The following is a 21,233-nucleotide window of genomic DNA, read 5'->3' on the forward strand; positions in this document are numbered from 1 at the left end:
GACCCGCGGAGACCTGGCGGCGGTTGCCGCTAGGACCAGCAGGTCTTCGGACTCGGGATCGTCCGGCGCGGAGCGCCTTCCCGGAGCGAGGCGCTCCAGTGGCTGCCGTGGTGGCGTGCTCCGGCCGTCACCCTCACCGCTGCGCGTCAGTCCCGGACTCTCACCGGGTTCCCTGACTCCACGAGGTGGAGCACGACTGGCGGGCCCACACTACCCCGACCCATCGGTGCGTCAGCGCACCGGATCGTCCCACTCGTGCGTTACGTTCCCCGCGTGACACAGATCCCGCCCGGCTGGCATCCCGACCCCGCTGGTCCGACGCCCGGTCAGCCGCCGATGCTGCGCTACTGGGACGGCACCGCCTGGACCGAGCACGTCGCGCCCGTGCAGCCAGCGCCGGCGCCGTATGGCCAGCCCTTCGGCCAGAGGCGGGTGCAGCCCTTCGGGGCGCCGTACGGCGTCCGCGCGGCTCGGCCCGGTCCGACGACACCGGATGGGCAGCCGCTGGCGGGCTGGTGGTGGCGTGTCCTGGGCTATCTCATCGACACGGTCATCGTCGGCATCGTCGCCGACCTGATCTCCGTGCGCTCCCAAGCCGACCTGCAGCGTGACCTCCAGACGCTGAGCGACGAGCTGCAGCGCCGCTCCGACGCGACCCCGTCCGATCCGCAGTTCGGGTTGTTCCTCGACGGGATGGCGAAGGCCTTCCACGACCACGCTCTGGGCCTGTTCCTGCCGTCCCTGGTGGTGGGGCTGCTCTACTTCGGCGTGCTGCTGCGCTGGCGGGGCGCCACCGTGGGGCAGCTCGCCGTCGGGCTGCGCGTGCGGCTGCGGGACACCCCAGGGCGTCTGCCGTGGGGTGCGATCGCCCTGCGGGTCACCGTGCAGGTGCTGATCGCCAACCTGTTGACGCTGCTGGCGTTCGCATCCGGCTCGTTCGCCGTGTTCGCCCTGCTGACCCTGGCGGCGTCGGTCTTCTCGCTGCTCAACTACCTGTGGCCGCTGTGGGACGACAAGCGTCAGGCACTGCACGACAAGGCGGCGCGCACCAACGTCGTGCGGGTCCGGTGACGGGTCGGACGCAGGCAGGCGCGGCCGAGTCAGCAGCGCGCCTGAGTCAGCTCCTCGCCTGAGCCGACTTCCTCCGATTCGCCTTCTTGATCGCCTCGACCAGCTCGTCCTTGCTCATCTTCGAGCGGCCCGCGACGTCGAGCCTGCGGGCGACCTCCATCAAATGGGACTTGGTGGCGTTCGCGTCGACGCCCTCCGACGTCTCGCCGCCCCGCCGTGCCGCGGCCCCGGACTTCGCCGCCTGCTTGTCCGACGGTCCCTTCTTCGCCTTCGGCTCCCAGTGGTCGCCGACCTTCTCGAAGCTGTGCTTCAGGGCACTGAACGCCGTGCGGTGCGCGCGTTCGCCCTCGCCGTACTCCTTCACCGCAGAGTCGTGTGCCTCGATCCAGGTCCGCTGCGCCTTCTTGGGCGAGCGCTCGAGGGTCGAGGGCAGCTCCTGCTTGCCGGGCATGGTCCGAACCTCCTTGACGTGCGGCACGTTGCGTCTCCTCCCGCGGTACCCGCACCGGCGCGCCGCTACCCCGGGCCGGTTCCGCCACCCACCACCGGTGTGGTCTGATCGAGGCGTCCGGAGAGGAGACCGAGGTGGGCAAGAAGAAGTCTCAGCGCGAGATCGACAGTCTCACGGCCGAGCTGGGCAAGGCGCAGGCGAAGGCAGACCGGTGGAAGGCGAAGGCCCAGCGCTGGAAGGCCGAGGCGCGCGAGAGCCAGCGCCGGCTCGACAAGCTCCGCACGCGGTTCGAGAAGGCGCTGGGGGCCTCGGCTGACCGGGCTGCCCCTGGGGGGTCGCCGCCGGCGGTCGAGGTCGGCGAGCTCGCCGAGACCACCGGGGTTGCGGTGGCGCCCGCCACCGAGCTGGGCCGGTTGGAGCAGACCATCGCTGAGGCGGCGACCGGGGAGGCACCCGGACCTGGCTCGCATGCCACGCCCGACGCGACCTGGACGCTGACGGCCCTGCAGGTGGCCGCGGAGGAGAGGGGCATCGTCGACTACTCCCGTCACACCCGGGACGAGCTGCTCCGGCTGCTGGCGGAGTGAGCGCCGCGCCGAGGGTCCTCGTCGCCGAGGACGACGTCCGCCTGGCGGCGGTGCTGGCCCAGACGCTGGAGGAGGCCGGCTGGGCCGTCGAGGTCGTGCACGACGGCCGGGCGGCGTACGCGCAGGCGCTCGAGGGCACCTACGACGTCCTGCTGCTCGACTGGATGCTCCCCGGCCAGGAGGGCGTGACCGTCTGCCGCAGGCTGCGCGACCTCGGGCTGACCACCCCGGTCCTCATGCTGACCGCCCGAGGCGACGTGCGCGACCGGATCAGCGGTCTCGATGCGGGAGCGGACGACTACCTGCCCAAGCCGTTCGACGTCGACGAGCTGCTGGCGCGGCTGCGGGCGCTGCACCGCCGGTCGACCTACGACGCCTCCGACGTCGTCGAGGTCGGCGACCTGGTCGTCGACGCCGGTGCCCGCCGCGTGACGCGTGCCGGCACCGACATCGACCTGTCCGCGCGCGAGTTCGACATCCTCTTCCTGCTGGCCGCGAACGCCGGCAAGGTGGTCTCGCGCTTCACCATCCTCGACGAGGTCTGGGACGGCGAGACGGATCTGCGCAGCAATGTCATCGACGTCCATCTCGCCACGATCCGCGCCAAGATCGACAAGCCCTTCGGGAAGCAGACCATCACCACGGTGCGCGGTGCCGGCTACCGCATGGAGACCAGTTGATCAGGGACCGGCTCGGCCGGCTCCCGCTGCGGACTCGCCTGGTCGCCGGCTTCGTGGTCGCCATGCTGGTCCTGCTCTCGTTGGCCGGCGTGGTCGTCTACTGGCGCGTGCAGTACGCCCTCGACCGCGGCCTCGACAGTGAGCTCGCCAACGCGGCGGCGGCGATCCAGCCGCTGGTCGGCCCGGCCGGCGACGTCAACTCCCCCTCCGCGGACGCCACGGGTGCCGGCTGGCAGGTGCTGTCCTCCGGCGGTGACGTGCTGGACGCCGGCGGCCCCGCTCCGGACCACCGGCTGCTCCAGGCGAGCCGCCTGCCGACGAGCGGCGCCAAGACCTACGACGTGGGCAGCATCCTGGAGGACGACCGTACGCCGTACCGCGTCCGCGTGAGCCGCCTTCCCCAGAGTCGCTTCCTGCTCGTGGCCGTGCGCCGAGACCATCGCGACGAGGCGCTGCGCGAGCTCGTCGCGCAGCTGGTGCTGGCGGGGCTGGGCTCGCTCGCGGTGGCCGCCGTCGTCGGCAACCAGCTCGCGCGCGCGGCGCTGCGTCCTGTGGAGCGCTACCGCAGCCGCGCCGCCGAGATCGCCGTCGGCACGACCAGCGACCTCCGGCTCGACGTGCCGGAAGGACGCGACGACGAGGTCACGCGGCTCGGGCACACGCTCAACGAGATGCTCGGCGCACTCGAGGCCTCGATGGTCCGCGAGCGCCGGTTCGTCAACGACGCCAGCCATGAGCTCCGCACGCCCCTCACGCTGCTGAAGTCCCGGATCCAGCTGGCTCGCCGCCGCACCCGCAGCGTCGAGGAGCACGAGCGCGTGCTCGACGAGCTCGCCGTCGACCTCGACCGTTTGACCGAGCTCGCCCAGCACCTTCTCGAGCTCGGCACTCCGACGGGGCCGGGCTCGGCCGATGCCATCGCCGTCGCGGAAGCCGTGGTCGAGCGTGAGCATGCCGCCCACCCCGAACGCCGGCTCACCGCGTCGACGCCCGACGCAGCAGCCGGTGCGGCGAGAGTCGCCCTGCCGGAGCGGGCGGTCGACCGGATCGTGACGAACCTGGTCTCGAACGCCTTCACCCACGGCAGAGCGCCCGTCGAGGTGGCGATCCGCCTCGCGGGACACCACGTCGTCATCACCGTCACCGACGCGGGTCCCGGCATGTCCGCCGACATGCTGGCCAGCGCCCCGCGCCGCTTCACCCGGTCGCCGGAGGCCCGCAGCCGGCCGGGCTCGGGGCTCGGACTGAGTCTCGTGGAGGAGCTCGTCACGGCCGCCGGCGGACAGCTGCGCCTGTGTCACGCCGGCGAGCACGTCGCCCACGGCAACGCGATCATGGTCGCCTGCGAGCACGGCGCGGGCATGACCGCGTCGGTGCTGCTGCCGCTCGCGTCGTAGCCGTGCGGTCGTGGCGGAACACATGGTCCGAGCCGGGCTGGAGCGTCTGATACTCCGCCAGCCCGCACACCAGCCGGTAGTAGGACGATCCGGCGGTGACCCGGAGGTCGCCCGCCGACTCCCGGAGCCGGCGCTGCTCAGCTCGAAGCAGCGCCAGCGTGTAGGCGTCGATGAACGTCACGTCGTCGGCGTCCACCTCCAAGCGGGTGCACCCCGACAGCTCCAGACACGCGAACGCGTCCGTCAGGAGGACACCGGTGCTGAGGTCGAGATCGCCGCCCATGTGCACCTGCGCCGTCGGCGCATCGCACTCGAATGTCAACGTGGCTCGCATGGCGAAACCTGTCGGCCAGAGTTGAGCACCCGCTTCTGAAGTGCCGTAACTCCCCCACAGTAGGCGGCCGAGACCCGCACAACAAGACGGCGAGGCGTGCTGCCAGCACCGGGGCCGCCGGCGCAGGCGACGAACGTGGGCATTCATCCGGCCTTCATCCCCGCGTCCGTACGGTCCCGATCCATGACTCGAGAGCTCGCCGTCGACGCGCAGGGAGTGACCAAGACCTACGGGTCGCTCCGCGCGGTGGACGACATCACCATCCACGTGGCCTCCGGGGAGGTGTACGGCGTGCTCGGGCCGAACGGTGCGGGCAAGACCACCTTCCTGCGCATGCTGTTCGGCCTGATCCGGCCCGACTCCGGCACGATCCGCATCTTCGGCAGGACCTGGCACGAGGCAGGGGTCGGCGTCCTCGACGGCGTCGCCGGCTTCATCGAGAGCCCGCGGTTCTACCCCTACCTGACCGGCCGCCAGAACCTCGAGGGCCTGGCACTCCTCGACGGCGGCACCACGCCCGGCCGCATCGACGAGATCCTGCAGCTCGTCGACCTCTCCGACCGGGCGGACCGCAAGGTCGGCGGCTACTCCTACGGCATGCGCCAGCGCCTCGGTGTCGCGGCGAGCCTGTTGCGTGAGCCCCGGCTCCTGGTGCTCGACGAGCCCGCCAACGGGCTCGACCCTGCCGGCATCCGGGACATGCGAGCACTCGTGAAGCGGCTCGCCGCGAGCGGCCTCACGGTGCTGCTGAGCTCCCACCACATGGACGAGGTCGAGGAGATCTGCGACAACGTCACGATCATGCGCCGCGGCGCGGTCGCCTTCCACGGCACGATCGCGGAGCTGCGCACGATGGCCCCGGACCCGGGACACGCGCTGCGCACCAGCGACGACGCGGCCGCCGTACGCCTCGCCGAGGGTCACGCCGTGCGGGTGGAGGCCGACGACGAGGAGGGCGGCCTGAGTGTGACGGGCCCGCAGCACGCCGTCTCGGCGTACGTCGCCGCGCTGGTCGCCGCCGGCATCGACCTGCGTGCCCTCACCCCGACCGAGACGCCGCTGGAGGCCCTGTTCTTCATGCTGACCGACGAGACCGACGAGCCTCTGGAGGCAGCCGGATGACCGCCCTCACCACGACGACCCAGCATGGGGTCCAGACCGAGGCGCGCCGCGTCGGCACGGGCGCGGTCCTGCGCTGGGAGCTGCGCAAGCTGGCGCACCAGTGGCGTGCCAAGGCCGTGCTGATCGGCGCCCTGCTCGGCCCGCTCCCGGTCGTCGTCATCATCCACGGCCAGTCCCGTCCACCGAAGGACACGCTCTTCGGGCGGTTCGCCACGGAGAACGGCTTCGCCCTCGCGCTGCTCATCCTCGGGTTCGCGGCGCAGTGGGTGCTGCCGCTGCTGACGGCGATCGTCGCCGGCGACATCTTCGCCAGCGAGGACCAGCACGGCACGTGGAAGACCGTCCTGACGCGGTCGACGAGCAGGGGGCGGATCTTCGCCGCCAAGACCGCCGCGGCCGTGCTGTTCGCGATCGCCACGCTGGTGGTGCTCTCGGTCTCGACGATCGCCAGCAGCGTGCTCATCGCAGGCCGGCATCCGCTGACCGGCCTGTCCGGCCAGCTCATCGCGCCGAGCCGCGCGCTCAGCCTCGTCTCTGCCTCCTGGGCCACCATGCTGCCGGGGATGCTCGCCTTCACCTGCGTGGCCATCCTGCTGTCGGTGTGGACCCGCAACCCGGCCGCCGGCATCGCCGCTCCCGTGGTCATCGGCATGGTGATGCAGCTGGTCGGCGCACTCGGCGGCGTCGAGCCGATCCGTCCCCTGCTGCTCAGCACGACCTTCGAGGCCTGGCACGGGCTCCTGACCGACCCGAGGTTCACGCGACCGCTCGTCGAGGGCGTCGTCACGAGCGCGGGCTGGTGCGTGATCACGCTCGCGCTCGCCTACCTGATCCTCCGCCGTCGCGACATCACGGAAGGCTGACCATGCGTCGAACCGTCATCTCCCTCCTCACCGCACTCGTCGCCGTCGTGGCCATCGGCGCCGCCGCCTTCGCCGTCAACAGCGGCCCGAGCTCGGTCACCAGGGCGCGCCTCGAGCGCTCCCTGCCGGTCACCTTCGCCCACCTCTACGCCCAGAGAGCAGCACTCCAGGGACGCACCGTGACCCCGGCCTCGCTGCACGCCAAGGCCATGTGCGACAAGGGCGGCGCCGCCCTGCCCGACGTCGGCCCCGGCGGCGACTGGACCTGCCTCATGGGCTGGACCGACCCCGAGGTGCCGATGCCCACCGAGGGCTATGGCAAGTTCGAGCTCAACGTGCACAGCAACGGCTGCTACACCGCCGGGGCGCCCAGCAAGCTGGTCGGCTTCATGACCATGACCGACACGGCCGGTCGCACCGTCACCAACCCGGCGTACGAGTTCGACGGCTGCTTCGACCCGCAGGGCGACAACACGCCCACCGGTGTCCTCTTCCCCTCCGTGCTCAACGTGATCAGCACGACCATCCAGCCGACGGCCGACCATCATGCGGCGGTGCAGATCAGCTGTGGCACCGGCCACGGCGGCTGCTCCGGCAGCGTCGCCGCCACCTCAGGTGGGACCTCGCTCTCGCTGGGCTCGGTCTCGTTCGACGTCAAGGAGGAGCAGACCGCGACGCTCACCCTGCCGACCGCCCTGCCCGCGGGCGCCTCGGACGTGACCTTCACCTTCACCGCCCACACCGGCGTCGCTCCGTCGAAGCCGGCGACGATCCCGGTGCAGGGCTGAGTCCGGGGCTTCGGCGAAGGCGGGCGCCGGTCGACTCGACGGTGCGCCCGCTGCCGCCCCCTCAGACCTCGACGTGGGAGCCCATGATCACCGTCCGGTCACGCGGCAGTAGGAAGTGGTCGGCGGCGTCGGCGGTGATGTGGGAGGTGGCCACGAAGAGCCGCTTGCGCCACCTCGGCATGTCGGGCGTCCGGCCCGGGACGAGCTCGATCTTGGAGAGGAAGTAGGTCGCCCCGTCGAGGTCGATCTCCCCCTCGGTCTCCTCGGGCGTCAGCGTCGCGAGCGCCCGCGGCACGTCGGGCGTCTCGGTGTAGCCGAACCTCAGCACCACCTGGGTGATGCCGTCCTCGGGATGCCCGAGCCCGCTGACCTCCGCGCGGTCGGCCGGCGCCACCCGCGGCACAGCCTCGGTGAGCACCTCGACGACGAGCACATGCCGGTGCCGGACGTGGTTGTGCTCGACGTTGGCGCGGAACGCCAGCGGGGTCTCGCGGCCGCGGTTGAGGAAGATGGCCGTGCCGTCGACGAGATGAGCGCCCTCGGGCTGTCGTGCCAGCTCGGTGACGAAGTCGGTCAGCTGCCCCTCCATCGCCTGCCGGCGCGCAGTGACCAGCTCCCTGCCGCGCTGCCAGGTCGTCATGACGGTGAACGCGGCGAGCGCGATCGCGATCGTCAGCCAGGCGCCGTGCACGATCTTCGTCATGTTGGCGGCGACGAAGAGGAGGTCGAGCGAGAGCAGGACCGCGACGATCGCGAAGAGCAGCACCTTGGGCATCCGCCAGGTGTGGTAGGCGACGTAGCAGAACAGGATCGTGACGATCGTGATGGTGCCCGTGACCGCCATGCCGTAGGCGTAGGCGAGCCCGGCCGAGGAGCGGAAGGCGAAGACAAGCGTCATCACCGCCGCCAGCAGCAGCCAGTTGATGAACGGGACGTAGATCTGGCCGTGCGTCTCGTGCGAGGTGTGCAGGATCCTCAGCCGCGGCAGGTAGCCGAGCTGACCGGCCTGCGAGGCGACCGAGAAGGCGCCCGTGATGACGGCCTGGGCCGCGATGACGGTCGCGGCCGTCGCCAGCAGCACCAGGAGGATCCGGCCCCAGTCGGGACTGAGCAGGAAGAAGGGGGCCGAGAGGTTCGCGCTGTCGTGCAGGATCAGGGCACCCTGGCCGAGATAGCTCAACGTCACCGCCGGGAAAACCAGGAACAGCCACCCGACCGAGATCGGCTTGCGGCCGAAGTGGCCCATGTCCGCATACAGCGCCTCGGCTCCCGTCACCGACAGCACGACGGCCGCGAGCGAGAAGAACGCCAGGTGGAAGTGGCCGACCAGGAAGCCGACGGCGTAGGTCGGGAGGAGCGCGCGCAGGATGCCGGGCTCCTTGGCGATGCCCCAGATGCCCAGGGCGCCGATCGTCGTGAACCAGGCGATCATCACCGGCCCGAAGGCACGTCCGACGGCCGCCGTGCCGAAGCGCTGCACGAGGAAGAGGACCAGGATGATGACCGCCGTGATGGGCACGACCCACTCGGCCAGCGACGCGTCGACCGTCTTGAGGCCCTCGACCGCCGAGAGCACCGAGATCGCCGGGGTGATCATGCTGTCGCCCAGGAACAGCGACGCGCCGAAGATGCCGAGGGCCGCCAGCACGAGCAGCAGGCGGGTCCTCCGCGTGCTGGCCCAGCGGCGCAACAGGGTGATGAGGGCCATGATCCCGCCCTCCCCGTCGTTGTCGACGCGGAGCACGAGCGAGACGTAGGTGATCGTGACCACCAGCGTCACCGACCAGAAGATCAGCGAGACGACGCCGTAGATGTTGTCGGTGCTCACCGGCACCGGGTGCGGGTCGTCGGGGTTGAACACGGTCTGCAGCGTGTAGATGGGGCTGGTGCCGATGTCGCCGAAGACGACGCCCAGCGCTCCCACCACGGCGGCGAGGCGGAGGACGTCGGTCGGTCGGGCACCTGAGCTGGTCACGGCCTGAACACTAGGGTGCGCCACGGAGGATCATCGTGGGAGCCTCCTCGGACCCGGCGATCCGGCCGCGCCGAGCAGGAGGGCGATCCCGACCGCGTGGGCGTAGCGACCGTCCCCCCACCCTCAGACCGACGTCAGACCGGGTAGCTGGGCGCGTCGGGCAGGTCGTTGGCCGACACGCTGTGCGGCGAGGATGCGCTCGACGAGTCGCCGGAGTCGCCGGAGTCGCCGGAGGACTTGTGCATCTTGTCCGCCACGACCTCCGTGACGGCGCCCTTGGCGGCGGACGCCTGCTCCTTGGCCAGGTCGACGGCCTTGTGCCGCTGCTGGGCGACACCTGGGCTCTGCCAGAGCTTCGTCGCACTCGTGCGGATCTGCTCGTACCGCTGCCGGCCGGCCTTCGCGCCCAGCACGTAGCCGACGCCGACACCGGCGAGCACCGCCAGCTTGCCCTTCATCGCAACCTCCCGTGGCTGTCCGTGGTTTGACGGCTCCCAGTGCCCGGGATGCGGTGCGGGCATGTCAGCGGACGACCAGGACCGCCTCCCCGCGCGGCACGAGCTCGCCGATGACCGGATACCCCGGCACCTCTCCCGCGACCAGCAGGCCGCCGGAGGTCTGCGCATCCGCGAGGAGCACCAGCTCGTCCTCCGAGACGCTCGCGGAGGTGTGCGGTCGCACCCAGTCGAGGTTGCGGCGACTGCCGCCGGGCACGAAGCCGGCGGCGTACGACGCCCGCGCGGCCTCGAGGTAGGGCACCGCCGCGGCGTCGACGACCGCCGACACCCCGCTCGCGCGGGCCATCTTGAAGAGGTGGCCGAGCAACCCGAAGCCGGTCACGTCGGTCGCGCAGACCGCGCCGGCCGCGAGCGCGGCGCGCGAGGCCTCACGGTTGAGCGCGGTCATGGTCTCGATCGCCTCGGGGAAGACCTCACCCGTCGCCTTGTGACGGTTGTTGAGCACGCCGAGGCCGAGCGGCTTGGTCAGGGTCAGGGGTACGCCGGCCCGCCCGGCGTCGTTGCGGAGGAGGTGGGCCGGGTCGGCGATGCCGGTGACCGCCAGCCCGTACTTCGGCTCAGGGTCGTCGATGCTGTGTCCGCCGGCGAGGTGGAAGCCGGCCGCCGCCGCGACGTCGGCTCCCCCGCGGAGCACCTCGGCGGCCAGCTCGAACCCGATCCGGTCGCGCGGCCACGTCAGCAGGTTGACGGCCACGATCGGCTCCCCGCCCATGGCGTAGACGTCGCTCACCGCGTTGGTCGCCGCGACCCGGCCCCAGTCGTAGGGGTCGTCGACGACGGGGGTGAAGAAGTCGGTCGTCATCACGAGCGCGCGATCCTCGGAGAGCCGCACGACGGCCGCGTCGTCACCGTTCTCCGCGCCGACGAGCAGCTCTCCGGACGGCGCCGGCGTGAGGTCGGCCAGCACCCGCTCGAGCTCACCGGGAGGGACCTTGCAGGCGCACCCGCCGCCGGCGGCGTACTGAGTGAGACGGAGTGTGGAGGCGGCGGGGGCTCTCGCGGTCACCTTGTCAGCATGCCAGCGCACACCAGCGGGTCGTTGTGACGTCCAGCGTGACCTCGAGGTCACGCTGGACGTCACAAGGGCTGGTGCTGCCGTGCCTTCTGTGGCACGACGACGTACTTCGGATCCTTCGCCGAGACGAGCCCTGCCTCGAAGACCCCGAATCTGGTGGCGAGCGAGGCGGAGAGGTAGGTCGCCCCCGCAACCGCCGACAGGATCCGGGAGCGGCCCCCGAGGACCGTGAGCACCGACGCCGCCGCGGTCGCGTTGCGGGCGATCCTCATCAGCTTGCCGGGCCTGCCGATCCGGTACGGCTCGGCGACGAGCCCCCGTTTGAGGATCTGCTCGGCGGCGACGATCTCGACCGCGGCGCCCGCGAGCGCCATCCGACGCGCCGGCCCCGTCTGCGCGGTCGGCACGAGCATCATCGCGAGGCCGCCGGCCGCCTGTGCGCCCGACCCGCCGAAGACGAAGGGCAGCTCGCGGTGCGCTTCGTGCCAGGCCGGCACGGCGGTGTTCGCGACCAGTGCCGCGGTGTAGGTCGCCAGCGGCGGACCGAAGGCTGCCGCTCCGAGTCCGGCGAGCCGGCCCAGCCGGGGCAGGATCCCGGTGACCTCCGAGGCGGCAGCGGCGCCGGCGAGCCCGCTGAAGGGCGCCAGGATGAACGACCCGACCGAGAGCGGCGAGGTGGGCTTGAAGACGCGGAGCATGTTGAGGAAGCGCTCGGGGCGCCCGAGGTCATGCACCAACGCGACGGTGCCGGCGGCGGCACCCCCGGCCGCAGCCAGACGCGCGACCCGCTCCAGCTGTGGACGCCCGCTGAGCGCCGCACCCTCGGCCAGCAGCGACGAGGCACCGGCCAGTCCGCCCAGGAAGAGGTAGAGCGGGACGTCCGGCGTCTTCCACGTCGGCTGCTTGAGGATCGGCCGACCGTAGTAGGACTCGAACTCGGGCTCGGGCACCATCGACTGCTCGCGCATCGGGCTCACCTCCTCCGTCCGAGGAAGGACGCCACGCCGATCGCCGCGAGCGCTCCCGCCGCAGCGCCCACGTGCTTCCAGATCGACCCGATGTCGCGGGTGGTCACCACCGGGTCCGGGGGCAGGCCGTAGACCTCCGGTTCGTCGAGCAGCAGGAAGAACGCTCCGTCGCCACCGACGCCGTCCTCCGGGTCCCGACCGTAGAGCCGGGCGGCGTCGAGCCCCTTCTCGTGCAGCTCCGCCAGTCGCCGGTCGGCGCGTTCGCGCAGCTCGTCGAGGTCGCCGTACTGGATCGACTCCGTCGGGCAGGCCTGCGCGCAGGCGGGCTTCTGACCCTCCTTGAGCCGGTCGTAGCACAGCGTGCACTTGAAGGCGCGGCCGTCCTCTTTGCGGAGGTCGATGACGCCGTAGGGACAGGCCGGCACGCAGTAGCCGCAGCCGTTGCACACGTCGGGCTGCACCACGACCGTGCCGAACTCGGTGCGGAAGAGCGCGCCGGTCGGACACACGTCGAGGCAGGCGGCGTGGGTGCAGTGCTTGCACACGTCGGACGACATCAGCCAGCGGACGCCCGCGTCCCCCGAGACCGCACCCTGGTCCTCGCTCGTGAGAGCCCCGTCGGGCGCCCCCATCGCCGGCATCCCGAGGTCCACCGGGAGTGCCACGTCCACCGGCTTCTCGATGAACGCCACGTGTCGCCACGTGTTCGCGCTGAGCTGCTGGGTGTTGTCGTAGGACATGCCGGTGAGCAGGTAGCCATCCTCAGGGACGTCGTTCCACTCCTTGCAGGCCACTTCGCACGCCTTGCAGCCGATGCAGACCGACGTGTCGGTGAAGAAGCCCTTGCGCGGCGGATGTGGCTCATGCCCCGCGTTGCGCTGGACGTCGTCGAGCCGTCCCCACAGGGACCGCTCGGAGAAGAGGTCGGAGAGCATGCTCATCGGTTCGGACCTCCGTCGGACACAGGGGACTCGTCGATGCCGGCGCGGCGGCGGTAGTCGGCCACGTACGCCGTCAGCGCCGGGCCCCGTGGGCGCCGGCCTGGCCGGATGTCACAGGTGCCGACCTTGTCCTGGATGTAGACGTTCGGATCGAGCGTCAGGTTGACCAGGTCGTTGGGCGAGTCTCCGGTCGTGATGCCGTTCGGGCCCCAGTGGTACGGCAGCCCGATCTGCTCGACCCACTGGTCGCCGAGCCGCAGTGACCGCAGTCGGTCGGTGACCAGCACTCGCGCCTCGATGGCGGCGCGCCCCGTGACGATCGTCGCCCAGTCGCCGTGGGTGAGGCCACGCTCGGCCGCCAGGCGGGGGGAGACCTCGCAGAACGGCTCGGGCTGCAGCTCGCTCAGGTAGGGCAGCGTCCGGCTCATCCCTCCTGCCGTGTGGTGCTCGGTGAGCCGATAGGTCGTGAAGACGAACGGGAACACCTCGCTGTGGCTGGGGTTGAGCGGGTTGTCCGAGCTCTCGATCCGCTTCCGGGAAGGGTTGCTCTGCTGCGCGTAGAGCGGGTTGCGCACCGGCGACTCCGCCGGCTCGTAGTGAGCGGGCATCGGCCCGTCCGCCATCCCCAGGGGTGCGTAGAGCCAAGCCTTGCCGTCGGTCTGCATGATGAACGGGTCGGTGCCGGCGATTGCATCCGGTCCCCGGGCATCGTCCGGGGGCACGTAGTCGGGAGCGCGGTCGGGGATGAAGTCGGGCACGTCGGCGCCCGTCCACTTGCCCTTGCCGTCGTCGGCCGCGGCGTCCCACCAGACGTACTTCTTGCGCTCGCTCCAGGGCGAGCCGTCCGGCGCGGCAGAGGCCCGGTTGTAGATGATCCGGCGGTTGGCCGGCCAGACCCAGCCCCACTCCGAGGCGACGTAGTCCTGGTCCCAGTGCGGCTTGCGCCGCCGGGCCTGGTTGACCTCGTCGGCGTACACGCCGCAGTAGATCCAACAACCGCACGCCGTCGCCCCGTCGTCCTTGAGCTCGGTGTACGCGGACAGCGCCTTGCCGTCCGGGCCGGTGCCGTTGATCTCGCGCAGCACCGCTTGGCCATCCGGCTCGCCCTTCTCGTCGACCGGGTAGTCCCAGGTCAGGTCGAGCAGCGGGCGGTCCATCTCGTCCGGTGCGTCCTCACCGACCTGCGCGGCGAGCTTGCGGCGAATCACCTGACCGAGCCGGAAGTAGAACTCCAACTCGCTCCTCGCGTCGCCCGGCGGGTCGACGGCCTTGTCGCGCCACTGCAGCATCCGCTGGGTCTGGGTGAACGACCCCGCCTTCTCGACATGGCTGGCGGCGGGCAGGAAGAAGACCTCGGTGCCGATCTCCTCGGTGACCAGCTCACCCGTGTCGATCTCCGGACCGTCCTTCCAGAACGTCGCTGACTCGATCATCTGCAGGTCGCGAACCACGAGCCAGTCGAGGTTGGCCATGCCCAGCCGCTGCATCTTGCCGTTGCTGGAGCCGACCGCCGGGTTCTCCCCGACGATGAAGTAGCCCTTCGTGCTGCCGTCGATCATCGACTTGACGGTCGTGTAGGTCGACGCGTCGCCGGTCAGCCTCGGCAGGTAGTCGAAGCAGAAGTCGTTCTCCGGTGTGGCGGCGTCGCCCCAGTAGGCCTTCAGCAGGCTCACCATGTAGGACTTCATGTTGCCCCAGAAGCCCGCCTTGCCCGCGTCGTTCTCGACATAGGTCTCCAGGTCGAGGTGCTGAGCAGCGTGGGGCATGGGCAGGTAGCCCGGAAGGATGTTGAACAGCGTCGGGATGTCGGTCGAGCCCTGGATGCTGGCGTGGCCCCGCAATGCCATGATGCCGCCGCCGGGGCGGCCGATGTTGCCGAGCAGGGACTGCAGGATCGAGGCGGTCCGGATCATCTGGGCGCCCACGCTGTGCTGCGTCCACCCCACGGCGTAGCAGAACGCGGAGGTCCGCTCCCGCCCGCTGTTGCTGGTGAGCGCTCGTGCGACCTGCTCGAACTGCTCCGGGGAGATGCCGCAGACCTCCTGCACCATCTCGGGGGTGTAGCGCGAGAAGTGCCGCTTCAGGATCTGGTAGACGCAGCGTGGGTCCTGCAGCGTCTCGTCCCGCTTCGGCTTGCTGCTGATCGACGCGCCACCGGAGCCGTGCGACTCCGAGCGCGCGGTCTCGTGAGCCGCCTTGTGCGACTCGCCGCCATTCCCATCCCCAGCCTTGTCGTGGACGGCGCCGGCGTTCTGCGCCGGGTCGCGCTGGCCGGCCGAGGCGGCCGCCTCGGCACCGTCGTACTGCCAGGTCTCGGGGTCGTACTGACCGCGCTCCTCGTCGAAGCCGGAGAACAGCCCGTCGAGGTCCTCGGTGTCCTGGAAGCCCTCGTCGATGATCGCCGGGGCGTTGGTGTAGGCCACGACGTACTCACGGAAGTCCAGCTCGTTGCTCAGGACGTAATTGATCAGCGCGCCCAGGAAGGCGATGTCGGAGCCCGCCCGGATCGGGACGTGCAGATCCGCCACGGCCGACGTCCGCGTGAAGCGCGGGTCGACGTGGATGATCGTCGCACCGCGCCGCTTCGCCTCCATGACCCACTGGAAGCCCACCGGGTGGGCCTCAGCCATGTTCGAGCCCTCGATCAGGATGCAGTCAGCGTTCTGCAGGTCCTGGAGGAAGGTGGTGGCCCCACCGCGGCCGAACGAGGTCCCCAGACCGGGAACCGTGGAGGAGTGTCAAATGCGGGCCTGGTTCTCGATCTGGATCGCGCCCATGGCCGTGTAGAGCTTCTTCATGAGGTAGTTCTCCTCGTTGTCGAGGGTCGCTCCTCCGAGGCTCGCGATGCCCATGGTGCGGCGCACGCGGCGGCCCTGGTCGTCCTCCCACTCCCAGAACTGCTTGCGGGTCGCGATCACGCGGTCGGCGATCATGTCCATCGCCGTGTCGAGATCGAGGTCCTCCCACTCGGTGCCGTGGGGACGCCGATAGCGCACCTTCGTCACGCGAGTCGGGCTGGTCACCAGCTGCTTGCTCGCGCTGCCCTTGGGGCACAGCCGGCCGCGCGAGATGGGGCTGGCCGGGTTGCCCTCGATCTGGGTGACCTTGCCGTCCTTGACGAAGACCCGCTGGGCACAGCCCACGGCGCAGTAGGGGCAGACCGAGTCGACGACCTTGTCAGCCTGCGACGTCCGCGGCTCGAGCGTCTCGCTGTGCTTCGACATCGCCGCGACGCCACGGCCGAGCTTGTCGCGTCCCATCACCTGGCGCAGCAGGGGCCAGCCGAGAAACTCCGTCACAGCGGCCATGTAACCACGCGAGGGCACCTGGAAACACCGACCGCGGGGCCGTCCCGCTACATTGCACGCGGAGGCGTACCTCGTCTGGTGACGGGCGCGGTCCTCAAAACCGTTGTGACCGGGCATCCCGGTCAGGCGGGTTCGATTCCCGTCCGCCTCCGCCAAGGAGTCACTGCCCTGTGGCTCGAGGGTCGCCGCCGCCCTCCGATCCCGCTATTTTGAGCGGAGGGCGCTGGGCGGAGTGCGACCCAGCCGGGGAGAGAAGGTCCGCGGTGTCCGGATCGTCAGCCACCTCGCCTGGTGCGACGGGTGCGACCCAGGGCCGCCGGTTCGCCCTCATCGTGGCCGTCACCGACTATCTCGACACCTCGCTGCGCCGGCTGCGTGCCCCCGCGGGTGACGCTGCCGAGCTGCGCGACCTGTTGGCGGACCCGGAGATCGGCGGCTTCGCGGTCACGTCGGTGGTCAACGAGCGGGCCCACCAGCTCCGGATCGCGATCGAGGACTTCCTGGCCGACCGCCACACCGATGACCTGCTGCTCGTCTACCTGTCCTGCCATGGCCTGGTCGATGCACGACGCCGGCTGTTCTTCGCGGCGCGGGACACCCTCAAGGACCGGCTGGCCTCCTCCGGCATCGAGTCGCACTGGCTGCTGGAGCAGCTCGAGGACTGCCGTGCCCGCCGCCAGGTCGTGATCCTCGACTGTTGCTTCAGCGGCGCGTTCGCACGCGGCGCGAAGGGCGACGACGACCTCGCGCTCGGCGAGCGGCTGGTCGGCGACGGTCGAGGGCGCGTCGTGCTGACGGCGTCGCGCGGCACGGAGTACTCGTTCGAGGGCGAGCCCATCGGCGACGACGATGCACGCGGGTCGGTCTTCACCAGCGCCCTGATCGAGGGCGTGCGCACGGGTCGCGCCGACACCGACGCCGACGGCGAGATCTCGGTCGAGGACGCCTACGCCTACGCCTTCGAGCAGGTCCGTCGTGCGGGCAGCGCCCAGACGCCGCAACGGTGGCTGTACGGCGCCGAAGGGTCCATCCGCCTCGCGCACGTGCCGCCGAGCGCGGCCGTGACCGAGCGGCCGCAGGTGGAGCCGGCGGCGGAGCCGCCCATGGAGCCGGCCGCCGAGCCGCCCGCCGAGCCGCCCGCGAAGGCCGGCGGCGCGCTGCCGGGCCAGCCGGCCGCCGAGACAGGCCCTCGACCGGCGTCCACGACCGCGGACTCGGCCGCCGCGCCGCCTCCTCCGACGATCCCGCCCACGCGCGGCGGCGCGTCGCGGCGCACCCTCGGCATCGCCGCCGCCGCGGTCGGCGCCGCCGTGGTCGCCGCGGCCGTCGTCGTCCTCCTGACACAGGGCGGTGGCGACTCCGGCTCTGCGGGCAGCCACGGGAGCCATTCCACCGCCGCGAAGACCGGCACGTTCGCCCAGCAGTCTCCGTGGCGGCTGCGCATCAAGGACGACATCTCGGGCGTCAGCGGCGTGGACGACAACGGGTGCGACGTGACCCTGACCGACGACAAGACCGGCAACATCGTGCGTGAGTGGGACTCCTTCTACGGCGTGGAGACGTTCCAGATGCGCCGCTCGGGCACCTTCCGGTGGCAGGTCAACGATCCCGGCTGCCTCCTGTTCCCGCAGAAGGGCGACGGCGGCATGACGGCGCTGCCGTTCGTCTGGACCGGCAATGAGGGCGACACGCCGGTCTTCCAGAGCCCTGGCAGGGTCACGGCGATGATCGGAGATCGGCATGGCAGCTCGACCTGCGACCTCTACCTCATCTCAGCCGTGGACGGTCGCGCCCTCGACTTCCGCACGGCGGAGGCGGACATGACCTCCGTGCCCCTGGAGTCGGACGGTCCGGCGCGTGTCTTCATCGCGGCGCCGTCCTGCGCGATCCAGGTGTCGCCGGCGCCCTAGACACTCCGACTGCCCCCACGTTTGCGCAGGTCACCCACGGTTTTGACGCCTGATAGCCTCGCCGGGCGCGGCGAACGGCGGTCGGGATCGAAGGAGGCACCACATGGGAGCGGACACGCCGCCGGACCCGCGCCGGCGTACGCCTCGGACAGACGCCGTCCTCGCCGACGCCGCCGTCGCCGCCGCCGTCCGCCGGCTCGGCCGCGACCGCGTGAAGGCGACGGTGTCAGCCGCGCTGGACGCCTGCCGCGCCGGCGAGCTGGCCCCCGAGGAGGTCGTGACCCACGTGCTCGACCGGCTCCCGCAGGCGGCGGTCTCGCTGCACCGGGTCATCAACGCGACAGGGGTCGTCGTCCACACCAACCTCGGCCGCGCGCCCCTGTCGCGCGCAGCTGTCGAGGCGGTGACCCTGGCAGCCGGCGCCACCGATGTCGAGCTCGACCTGGAGAGCGGACGCCGCGGCCGACGGGGCGCATCCACGCTGGCCGCGCTGGCCGCCGCTGTCCCGAACGCGGGCGGCGTGCACGTCGTGAACAACGGCGCCGCCGCTCTCGCACTCACCGCCTGCGCACTGGCGGCGGGACGGCACATCGTCATCGCCCGGGGCGAGCTGGTCGAGATCGGGGACGGGTTCCGGATCCCCGAGCTGCTCGAGTCCGTCGGCGCCGAGCTGCGGGAGGTCGGCACCACCAACCGGGTCCACCTGAGCGACTACGCGGGCGCAGTGGACGAGCGCACGGCGTTCGTCCTCAAGGTGCACCCCTCCAACTTCAGGGTCGAGGGCTTCACCTCCAGCGTGGCCGTCGCCGAGCTCGCGGCCCTCTGCCAGGAGCGGGGCGTGCCGCTGGTCGTGGACATCGGCTCGGGCCTGCTCGCTCCGCACCCGCGGCTCCCCGAGGAGCCGGACGCCTCGACCGTGCTGCGCGAGGGCGCCGACCTCGTCACCGCCTCCGGCGACAAGCTGCTGGGCGGCCCGCAGGCCGGCGTCATGCTCGGCGATGCTGCACTGGTGGAGCGTCTGCGACGTCATCCCCTCGCCCGCGCCCTGCGGGTCGACAAGCTGACGCTGGCCGCGTTGGAGGCGACGCTGACCGGTCCCGTTCCCCCGGTGCTTGCGGCACTCGCCACCCGCCCTGACGACCTCCGCGCCCGGGCCCGCCGACTCGCGTTGGCCATCGGGCGCGACGTCGCCGACGCCGTCGACTCCGAGGGACGTGTCGGCGGGGGTGGCGCGCCGGGTGTGCCCTTGCCGAGTGCCGCGGTGGCCCTGCCACCCGCGCTCGCCACGCCACTGCGACTCGCCGACCCCCCGATCGTGGGCCGGGTCGCCGAGGGCCGGCTGCTCCTCGATCTGCTCGCGGTGCCCCCGGAGGCCGACGACGAGGTCGTCGACGTCGTGCGCCGCGTCGCCGGCGCCGAGCGACCCGCCGCCGCGCCTGCGGGCGAGCGGGCAGGAGAGAGCGCCTGATGCACGTCGTCGCCACGGCCGGTCACGTCGACCACGGCAAGTCCACCCTCGTCCGCGCCCTCACCGGCACCGACCCGGACCGGCTGGCGGAGGAGCGCCGACGCGGGCTCTCGATCGAGCTCGGGTACGCATGGACCGAGCTGCCCGAGGTCGGCGAGGTCGCGTTCGTCGACGTGCCGGGCCATCAGCGGTTCCTCGCGACCACGCTCGCGGGCGTCGGCCCGGTGCCGGTGGCCATGCTGGTCGTGGCCGCGGACGACCCGTGGATGCCGCAGGCAGCCGAGCACCTCGCCGCTCTGGACGCACTCGGCGTCCGACACGGGGTGGTCGTCATCACCCGCTCCGACCTCGCCGACCCAGGTCCCGCGCTGGCCCGGGCGCGCGACGAGGTCGACCGCACCGGGCTCCGGGGGGCGCCGGCCGTCGTGGTGAGCGGCCGCACCGGTGCCGGACTCGACGACCTGCGCCGCACGCTCGGCCAGGTGCTCGACCGGCTGCCGCAGCCGGACCCCTCGGCCGACGTACGCCTCTGGGTCGACCGCCGCTTCCACGTCCGCGGCTCGGGCACCGTCGTGACCGGGACCCTTCCCGCCGGCACGGTCGCGGTCGGCGACGCGGTGGCCCTGCTGGACGGCGCCGAGGCGCGCGTCCGGGGGCTGGAGTCGCTCGGCCGCCCACGCGACCGGATGTCCGGCGTCGCGCGCGTGGCCCTCGACCTGGGTGGCCGCGCCCCCGAGGGCGTCGCGAGAGGCACGGCGCTGCTCACTCCGGGGGCGTTCCTCGCCGCCACCCAGGTCGACGTCATCCTGCGCGGTGAGGGCCGGGTGCCCGAGCGCCCGGTGCTCCACCTGGGGTCGGCGATGGTCGCCGTGCACGCCCGGCCGCTGGGCAAGGACTTCTATCGGCTGGTGCTCGACGCGCCGCTTCCCCTGCGGGTCGGCGATCGGGCGATCCTGCGCGACCCCGGGAGCCGCACGATCTGGGGCGCAGAGGTCCTCGACCCTCAGCCGCCGTCCCTGCGGCGGCGCGGGGCGGCCACCGCTCGCGCCGAGGCGCTGACGGCGTACGACGCCACCGTTGCCGCCGAGCTCGCCACCCGAGGTCTCGTACGCCGCGGACTGCTGCGTCGCATCGGCGTGGCGCCGGCGCCGCTGCCGGACGGCACCGTCGACGTCGGTGACTGGCTGCTCGACCCCGAGCTGGCCAGCCGGCTGCGGTCCCGACTTGCCGCGCTCGTCGAGTCGGCCGGCGTCACCGGCCTCACCCCGTCCGCCGCCGCACACGAGCTCGCGCTGCCCGACGCCGCCCTCGTCGACGCCCTCGTGGAGCCGCCGATCCGGACCGAGGGCGGGCGGCTGCGGTCCGGCTCCGCTCTCCCACCAGCGCTGGCCGCCGCGCTCGAGGCCCTCCGAGCCCACCTGGCGCAGGACCCGTTCGCGGCACCGACCGCAGAGGAGCTCCAACGCCTCGGACTCGACGGCGGCTCGGTGGCCGTGCTCCACCGCGAGGGTCACCTCCTCCGGCTCGCGCCCGGGGTGGTGCTCATGCCCGACGCTCCCGAGCGCGCGGTCGCCGTCCTCGCCGCCCTGCCTCAGCCGTTCACCGCCAGCGCTGGCCGCCAGGCGCTCGGCACCAGCCGCCGTGTCGCGCTCCCCCTGCTCGCGCACCTCGAGGCGACCGGTCGCACCCTCCGGCTGCCCGACGACACGCGCCGGGTGCGGGCGGCGAGCGGGACCTGACTGTTCGTCGAGGTATGCAGGCGAGTCGACACATCCCGTGCGGAGTTCCGGCCGGGGAGTGACCATCCGCCTGCATACCTCGACGAGCAGTCACGCCC

18 protein-coding genes, 1 tRNA gene, 1 pseudogene and 1 riboswitch are annotated in these 21,233 nt (G+C 71.9%); of the genes and pseudogenes, 11 read left to right on the forward strand and 9 right to left on the reverse strand.

Features of this window, described 5'->3' with window-relative positions:
• Positions 1-20 precede the first annotated feature (20 nt).
• Positions 21-216, reverse strand: a riboswitch (cobalamin riboswitch).
• A gap of 57 nt (positions 217-273) precedes the next feature.
• The gene (locus tag ACYQ1K_RS16210; protein ID WP_459984155.1) at positions 274-1,071 is read left to right on the forward strand and encodes an RDD family protein; all 798 of its coding nucleotides are present in this window, start codon (positions 274-276) and stop codon (positions 1,069-1,071) included.
• Positions 1,072-1,117: 46 nt separating this feature from the next.
• Here the strand turns inward: ACYQ1K_RS16210 and ACYQ1K_RS16215 are convergent, their stop codons facing one another.
• On the reverse strand, positions 1,118-1,549 hold the full coding sequence (locus ACYQ1K_RS16215) for a ChaB family protein (RefSeq protein WP_459984156.1): 432 nt from the start codon (positions 1,547-1,549) through the stop codon (positions 1,118-1,120).
• 107 nt (positions 1,550-1,656) lie between these two features.
• Between ACYQ1K_RS16215 and ACYQ1K_RS16220 the strand changes: the two genes are divergently transcribed.
• The 3 genes from ACYQ1K_RS16220 to ACYQ1K_RS16230 are packed head-to-tail and all read left to right on the forward strand — an operon-like array spanning position 1,657 to position 4,186.
• Entirely contained in the window at positions 1,657-2,109 is a 453-nt protein-coding gene (locus tag ACYQ1K_RS16220; protein ID WP_459984157.1) for a hypothetical protein, read from the forward strand.
• Positions 2,106-2,789 (forward strand): response regulator transcription factor, encoded by a 684-nt coding sequence (locus tag ACYQ1K_RS16225; protein WP_459984158.1) that lies wholly within the window; start codon positions 2,106-2,108, stop codon positions 2,787-2,789. Before ACYQ1K_RS16220 ends, ACYQ1K_RS16225 begins: the two co-directional genes overlap by 4 nt.
• Positions 2,786-4,186 carry a sensor histidine kinase gene (locus tag ACYQ1K_RS16230; protein WP_459984159.1) on the forward strand — a complete coding sequence of 467 codons (1,401 nt, stop codon included), beginning with the start codon at positions 2,786-2,788 and terminating at the stop codon, positions 4,184-4,186. The genes ACYQ1K_RS16225 and ACYQ1K_RS16230 overlap by 4 nt, the downstream gene beginning before the upstream one ends.
• On the opposite strand, the gene ACYQ1K_RS16235 is transcribed toward ACYQ1K_RS16230, so the two are convergent.
• Positions 4,122-4,520, reverse strand: a complete 399-nt coding sequence (locus tag ACYQ1K_RS16235; protein ID WP_459984160.1) for an STAS domain-containing protein — start codon at positions 4,518-4,520, stop codon at positions 4,122-4,124. The two genes, ACYQ1K_RS16230 and ACYQ1K_RS16235, sit on opposite strands and share 65 nt — an antisense overlap.
• 183 nt (positions 4,521-4,703) lie before the next feature.
• Here ACYQ1K_RS16235 and ACYQ1K_RS16240 point away from each other — a divergent pair, with 183 nt between their 5' ends.
• From ACYQ1K_RS16240 to ACYQ1K_RS16250, 3 genes are read left to right on the forward strand one after another with little or no spacing between them, the layout of a single operon-like run.
• Positions 4,704-5,642: an ABC transporter ATP-binding protein gene (locus ACYQ1K_RS16240; RefSeq protein ID WP_459984161.1), complete on the forward strand. Its 939-nt coding sequence runs from the start codon at positions 4,704-4,706 to the stop codon at positions 5,640-5,642.
• The gene (locus ACYQ1K_RS16245; protein WP_459984162.1) at positions 5,639-6,505 is read left to right on the forward strand and encodes a DUF2705 family protein; all 867 of its coding nucleotides are present in this window, start codon (positions 5,639-5,641) and stop codon (positions 6,503-6,505) included. The genes ACYQ1K_RS16240 and ACYQ1K_RS16245 overlap by 4 nt, the downstream gene beginning before the upstream one ends.
• 2 nt (positions 6,506-6,507) lie before the next feature.
• Entirely contained in the window at positions 6,508-7,293 is a 786-nt protein-coding gene (locus ACYQ1K_RS16250) for a hypothetical protein (RefSeq protein ID WP_459984163.1), read from the forward strand.
• Between the two features lie 61 nt (positions 7,294-7,354).
• Here ACYQ1K_RS16250 and ACYQ1K_RS16255 read toward each other — a convergent pair whose 3' ends face one another.
• The 7 genes and pseudogenes from ACYQ1K_RS16255 to ACYQ1K_RS28095 form a co-directional block, all read right to left on the reverse strand.
• Positions 7,355-9,268 carry a potassium transporter Kup gene (locus tag ACYQ1K_RS16255; protein ID WP_459984164.1) on the reverse strand — a complete coding sequence of 638 codons (1,914 nt, stop codon included), beginning with the start codon at positions 9,266-9,268 and terminating at the stop codon, positions 7,355-7,357.
• Between the two features lie 134 nt (positions 9,269-9,402).
• Positions 9,403-9,726, reverse strand: coding sequence for a hypothetical protein (locus ACYQ1K_RS16260; protein ID WP_459984165.1), 324 nt, complete (start codon positions 9,724-9,726; stop codon positions 9,403-9,405).
• 64 nt (positions 9,727-9,790) lie between these two features.
• Positions 9,791-10,792, reverse strand: a complete 1,002-nt coding sequence (selD, locus tag ACYQ1K_RS16265; protein ID WP_459984166.1) for a selenide, water dikinase SelD — start codon at positions 10,790-10,792, stop codon at positions 9,791-9,793.
• Positions 10,793-10,863: 71 nt separating this feature from the next.
• A complete protein-coding gene (nrfD, locus tag ACYQ1K_RS16270; protein WP_459984167.1) occupies positions 10,864-11,769 on the reverse strand; it encodes an NrfD/PsrC family molybdoenzyme membrane anchor subunit in 906 nt (301 codons plus the stop codon).
• 5 nt (positions 11,770-11,774) lie between these two features.
• The gene (locus ACYQ1K_RS16275) at positions 11,775-12,710 is read right to left on the reverse strand and encodes a 4Fe-4S dicluster domain-containing protein (protein ID WP_459984168.1); all 936 of its coding nucleotides are present in this window, start codon (positions 12,708-12,710) and stop codon (positions 11,775-11,777) included.
• Positions 12,707-15,436, reverse strand: a pseudogene (gene fdh, locus ACYQ1K_RS16280) (formate dehydrogenase); the annotation flags it as partial. The pseudogene fdh and the gene ACYQ1K_RS16275, both read right to left, overlap by 4 nt.
• 12 nt (positions 15,437-15,448) lie before the next feature.
• Complete coding sequence (locus ACYQ1K_RS28095; protein WP_488199519.1) at positions 15,449-16,018, reverse strand: hypothetical protein; 570 nt, start codon at positions 16,016-16,018, stop codon at positions 15,449-15,451.
• A 60-nt stretch (positions 16,019-16,078) separates the two neighbouring features.
• Between ACYQ1K_RS28095 and ACYQ1K_RS16285 the strand changes: the two genes are divergently transcribed.
• The 4 genes from ACYQ1K_RS16285 (at position 16,079) to selB (ending at position 21,135) form a co-directional block, all read left to right on the forward strand.
• Positions 16,079-16,173 (forward strand) — tRNA-Sec (locus tag ACYQ1K_RS16285).
• Positions 16,174-16,281: 108 nt separating this feature from the next.
• Entirely contained in the window at positions 16,282-17,928 is a 1,647-nt protein-coding gene (locus ACYQ1K_RS16290; protein ID WP_459984170.1) for a caspase family protein, read from the forward strand.
• Positions 17,929-18,031: 103 nt separating this feature from the next.
• Positions 18,032-19,396 (forward strand): L-seryl-tRNA(Sec) selenium transferase, encoded by a 1,365-nt coding sequence (gene selA / locus ACYQ1K_RS16295; protein ID WP_459984171.1) that lies wholly within the window; start codon positions 18,032-18,034, stop codon positions 19,394-19,396.
• Positions 19,396-21,135 carry a selenocysteine-specific translation elongation factor gene (selB, locus tag ACYQ1K_RS16300; protein ID WP_459984172.1) on the forward strand — a complete coding sequence of 580 codons (1,740 nt, stop codon included), beginning with the start codon at positions 19,396-19,398 and terminating at the stop codon, positions 21,133-21,135. Before selA ends, selB begins: the two co-directional genes overlap by 1 nt.
• The last annotated feature ends 98 nt before the right edge of the window (positions 21,136-21,233 follow it).

Source organism: Nocardioides sp. AN3, from assembly GCF_054653495.1.

Bases quoted from the DNA above. Each gene is read 5' to 3' on its own strand.
- ACYQ1K_RS16235 (WP_459984160.1), bottom strand. From the start codon at position 4,520: ATGCGAGCCACGTTGACATTCGAGTGCGATGCGCCGACGGCGCAGGTG.
- ACYQ1K_RS16240 (WP_459984161.1), top strand. From the start codon at position 4,704: ATGACTCGAGAGCTCGCCGTCGACGCGCAGGGAGTGACCAAGACCTAC.
- ACYQ1K_RS16245 (WP_459984162.1), top strand. From the start codon at position 5,639: ATGACCGCCCTCACCACGACGACCCAGCATGGGGTCCAGACCGAGGCG.
- ACYQ1K_RS16250 (WP_459984163.1), top strand. From the start codon at position 6,508: ATGCGTCGAACCGTCATCTCCCTCCTCACCGCACTCGTCGCCGTCGTG.
- ACYQ1K_RS16260 (WP_459984165.1), bottom strand. From the start codon at position 9,726: ATGAAGGGCAAGCTGGCGGTGCTCGCCGGTGTCGGCGTCGGCTACGTG.
- nrfD (WP_459984167.1), bottom strand. From the start codon at position 11,769: ATGCGCGAGCAGTCGATGGTGCCCGAGCCCGAGTTCGAGTCCTACTAC.
- ACYQ1K_RS16275 (WP_459984168.1), bottom strand. From the start codon at position 12,710: ATGAGCATGCTCTCCGACCTCTTCTCCGAGCGGTCCCTGTGGGGACGG.
- ACYQ1K_RS28095 (WP_488199519.1), bottom strand. From the start codon at position 16,018: ATGGCCGCTGTGACGGAGTTTCTCGGCTGGCCCCTGCTGCGCCAGGTG.
- selA (WP_459984171.1), top strand. From the start codon at position 18,032: ATGGGAGCGGACACGCCGCCGGACCCGCGCCGGCGTACGCCTCGGACA.
- selB (WP_459984172.1), top strand. From the start codon at position 19,396: ATGCACGTCGTCGCCACGGCCGGTCACGTCGACCACGGCAAGTCCACC.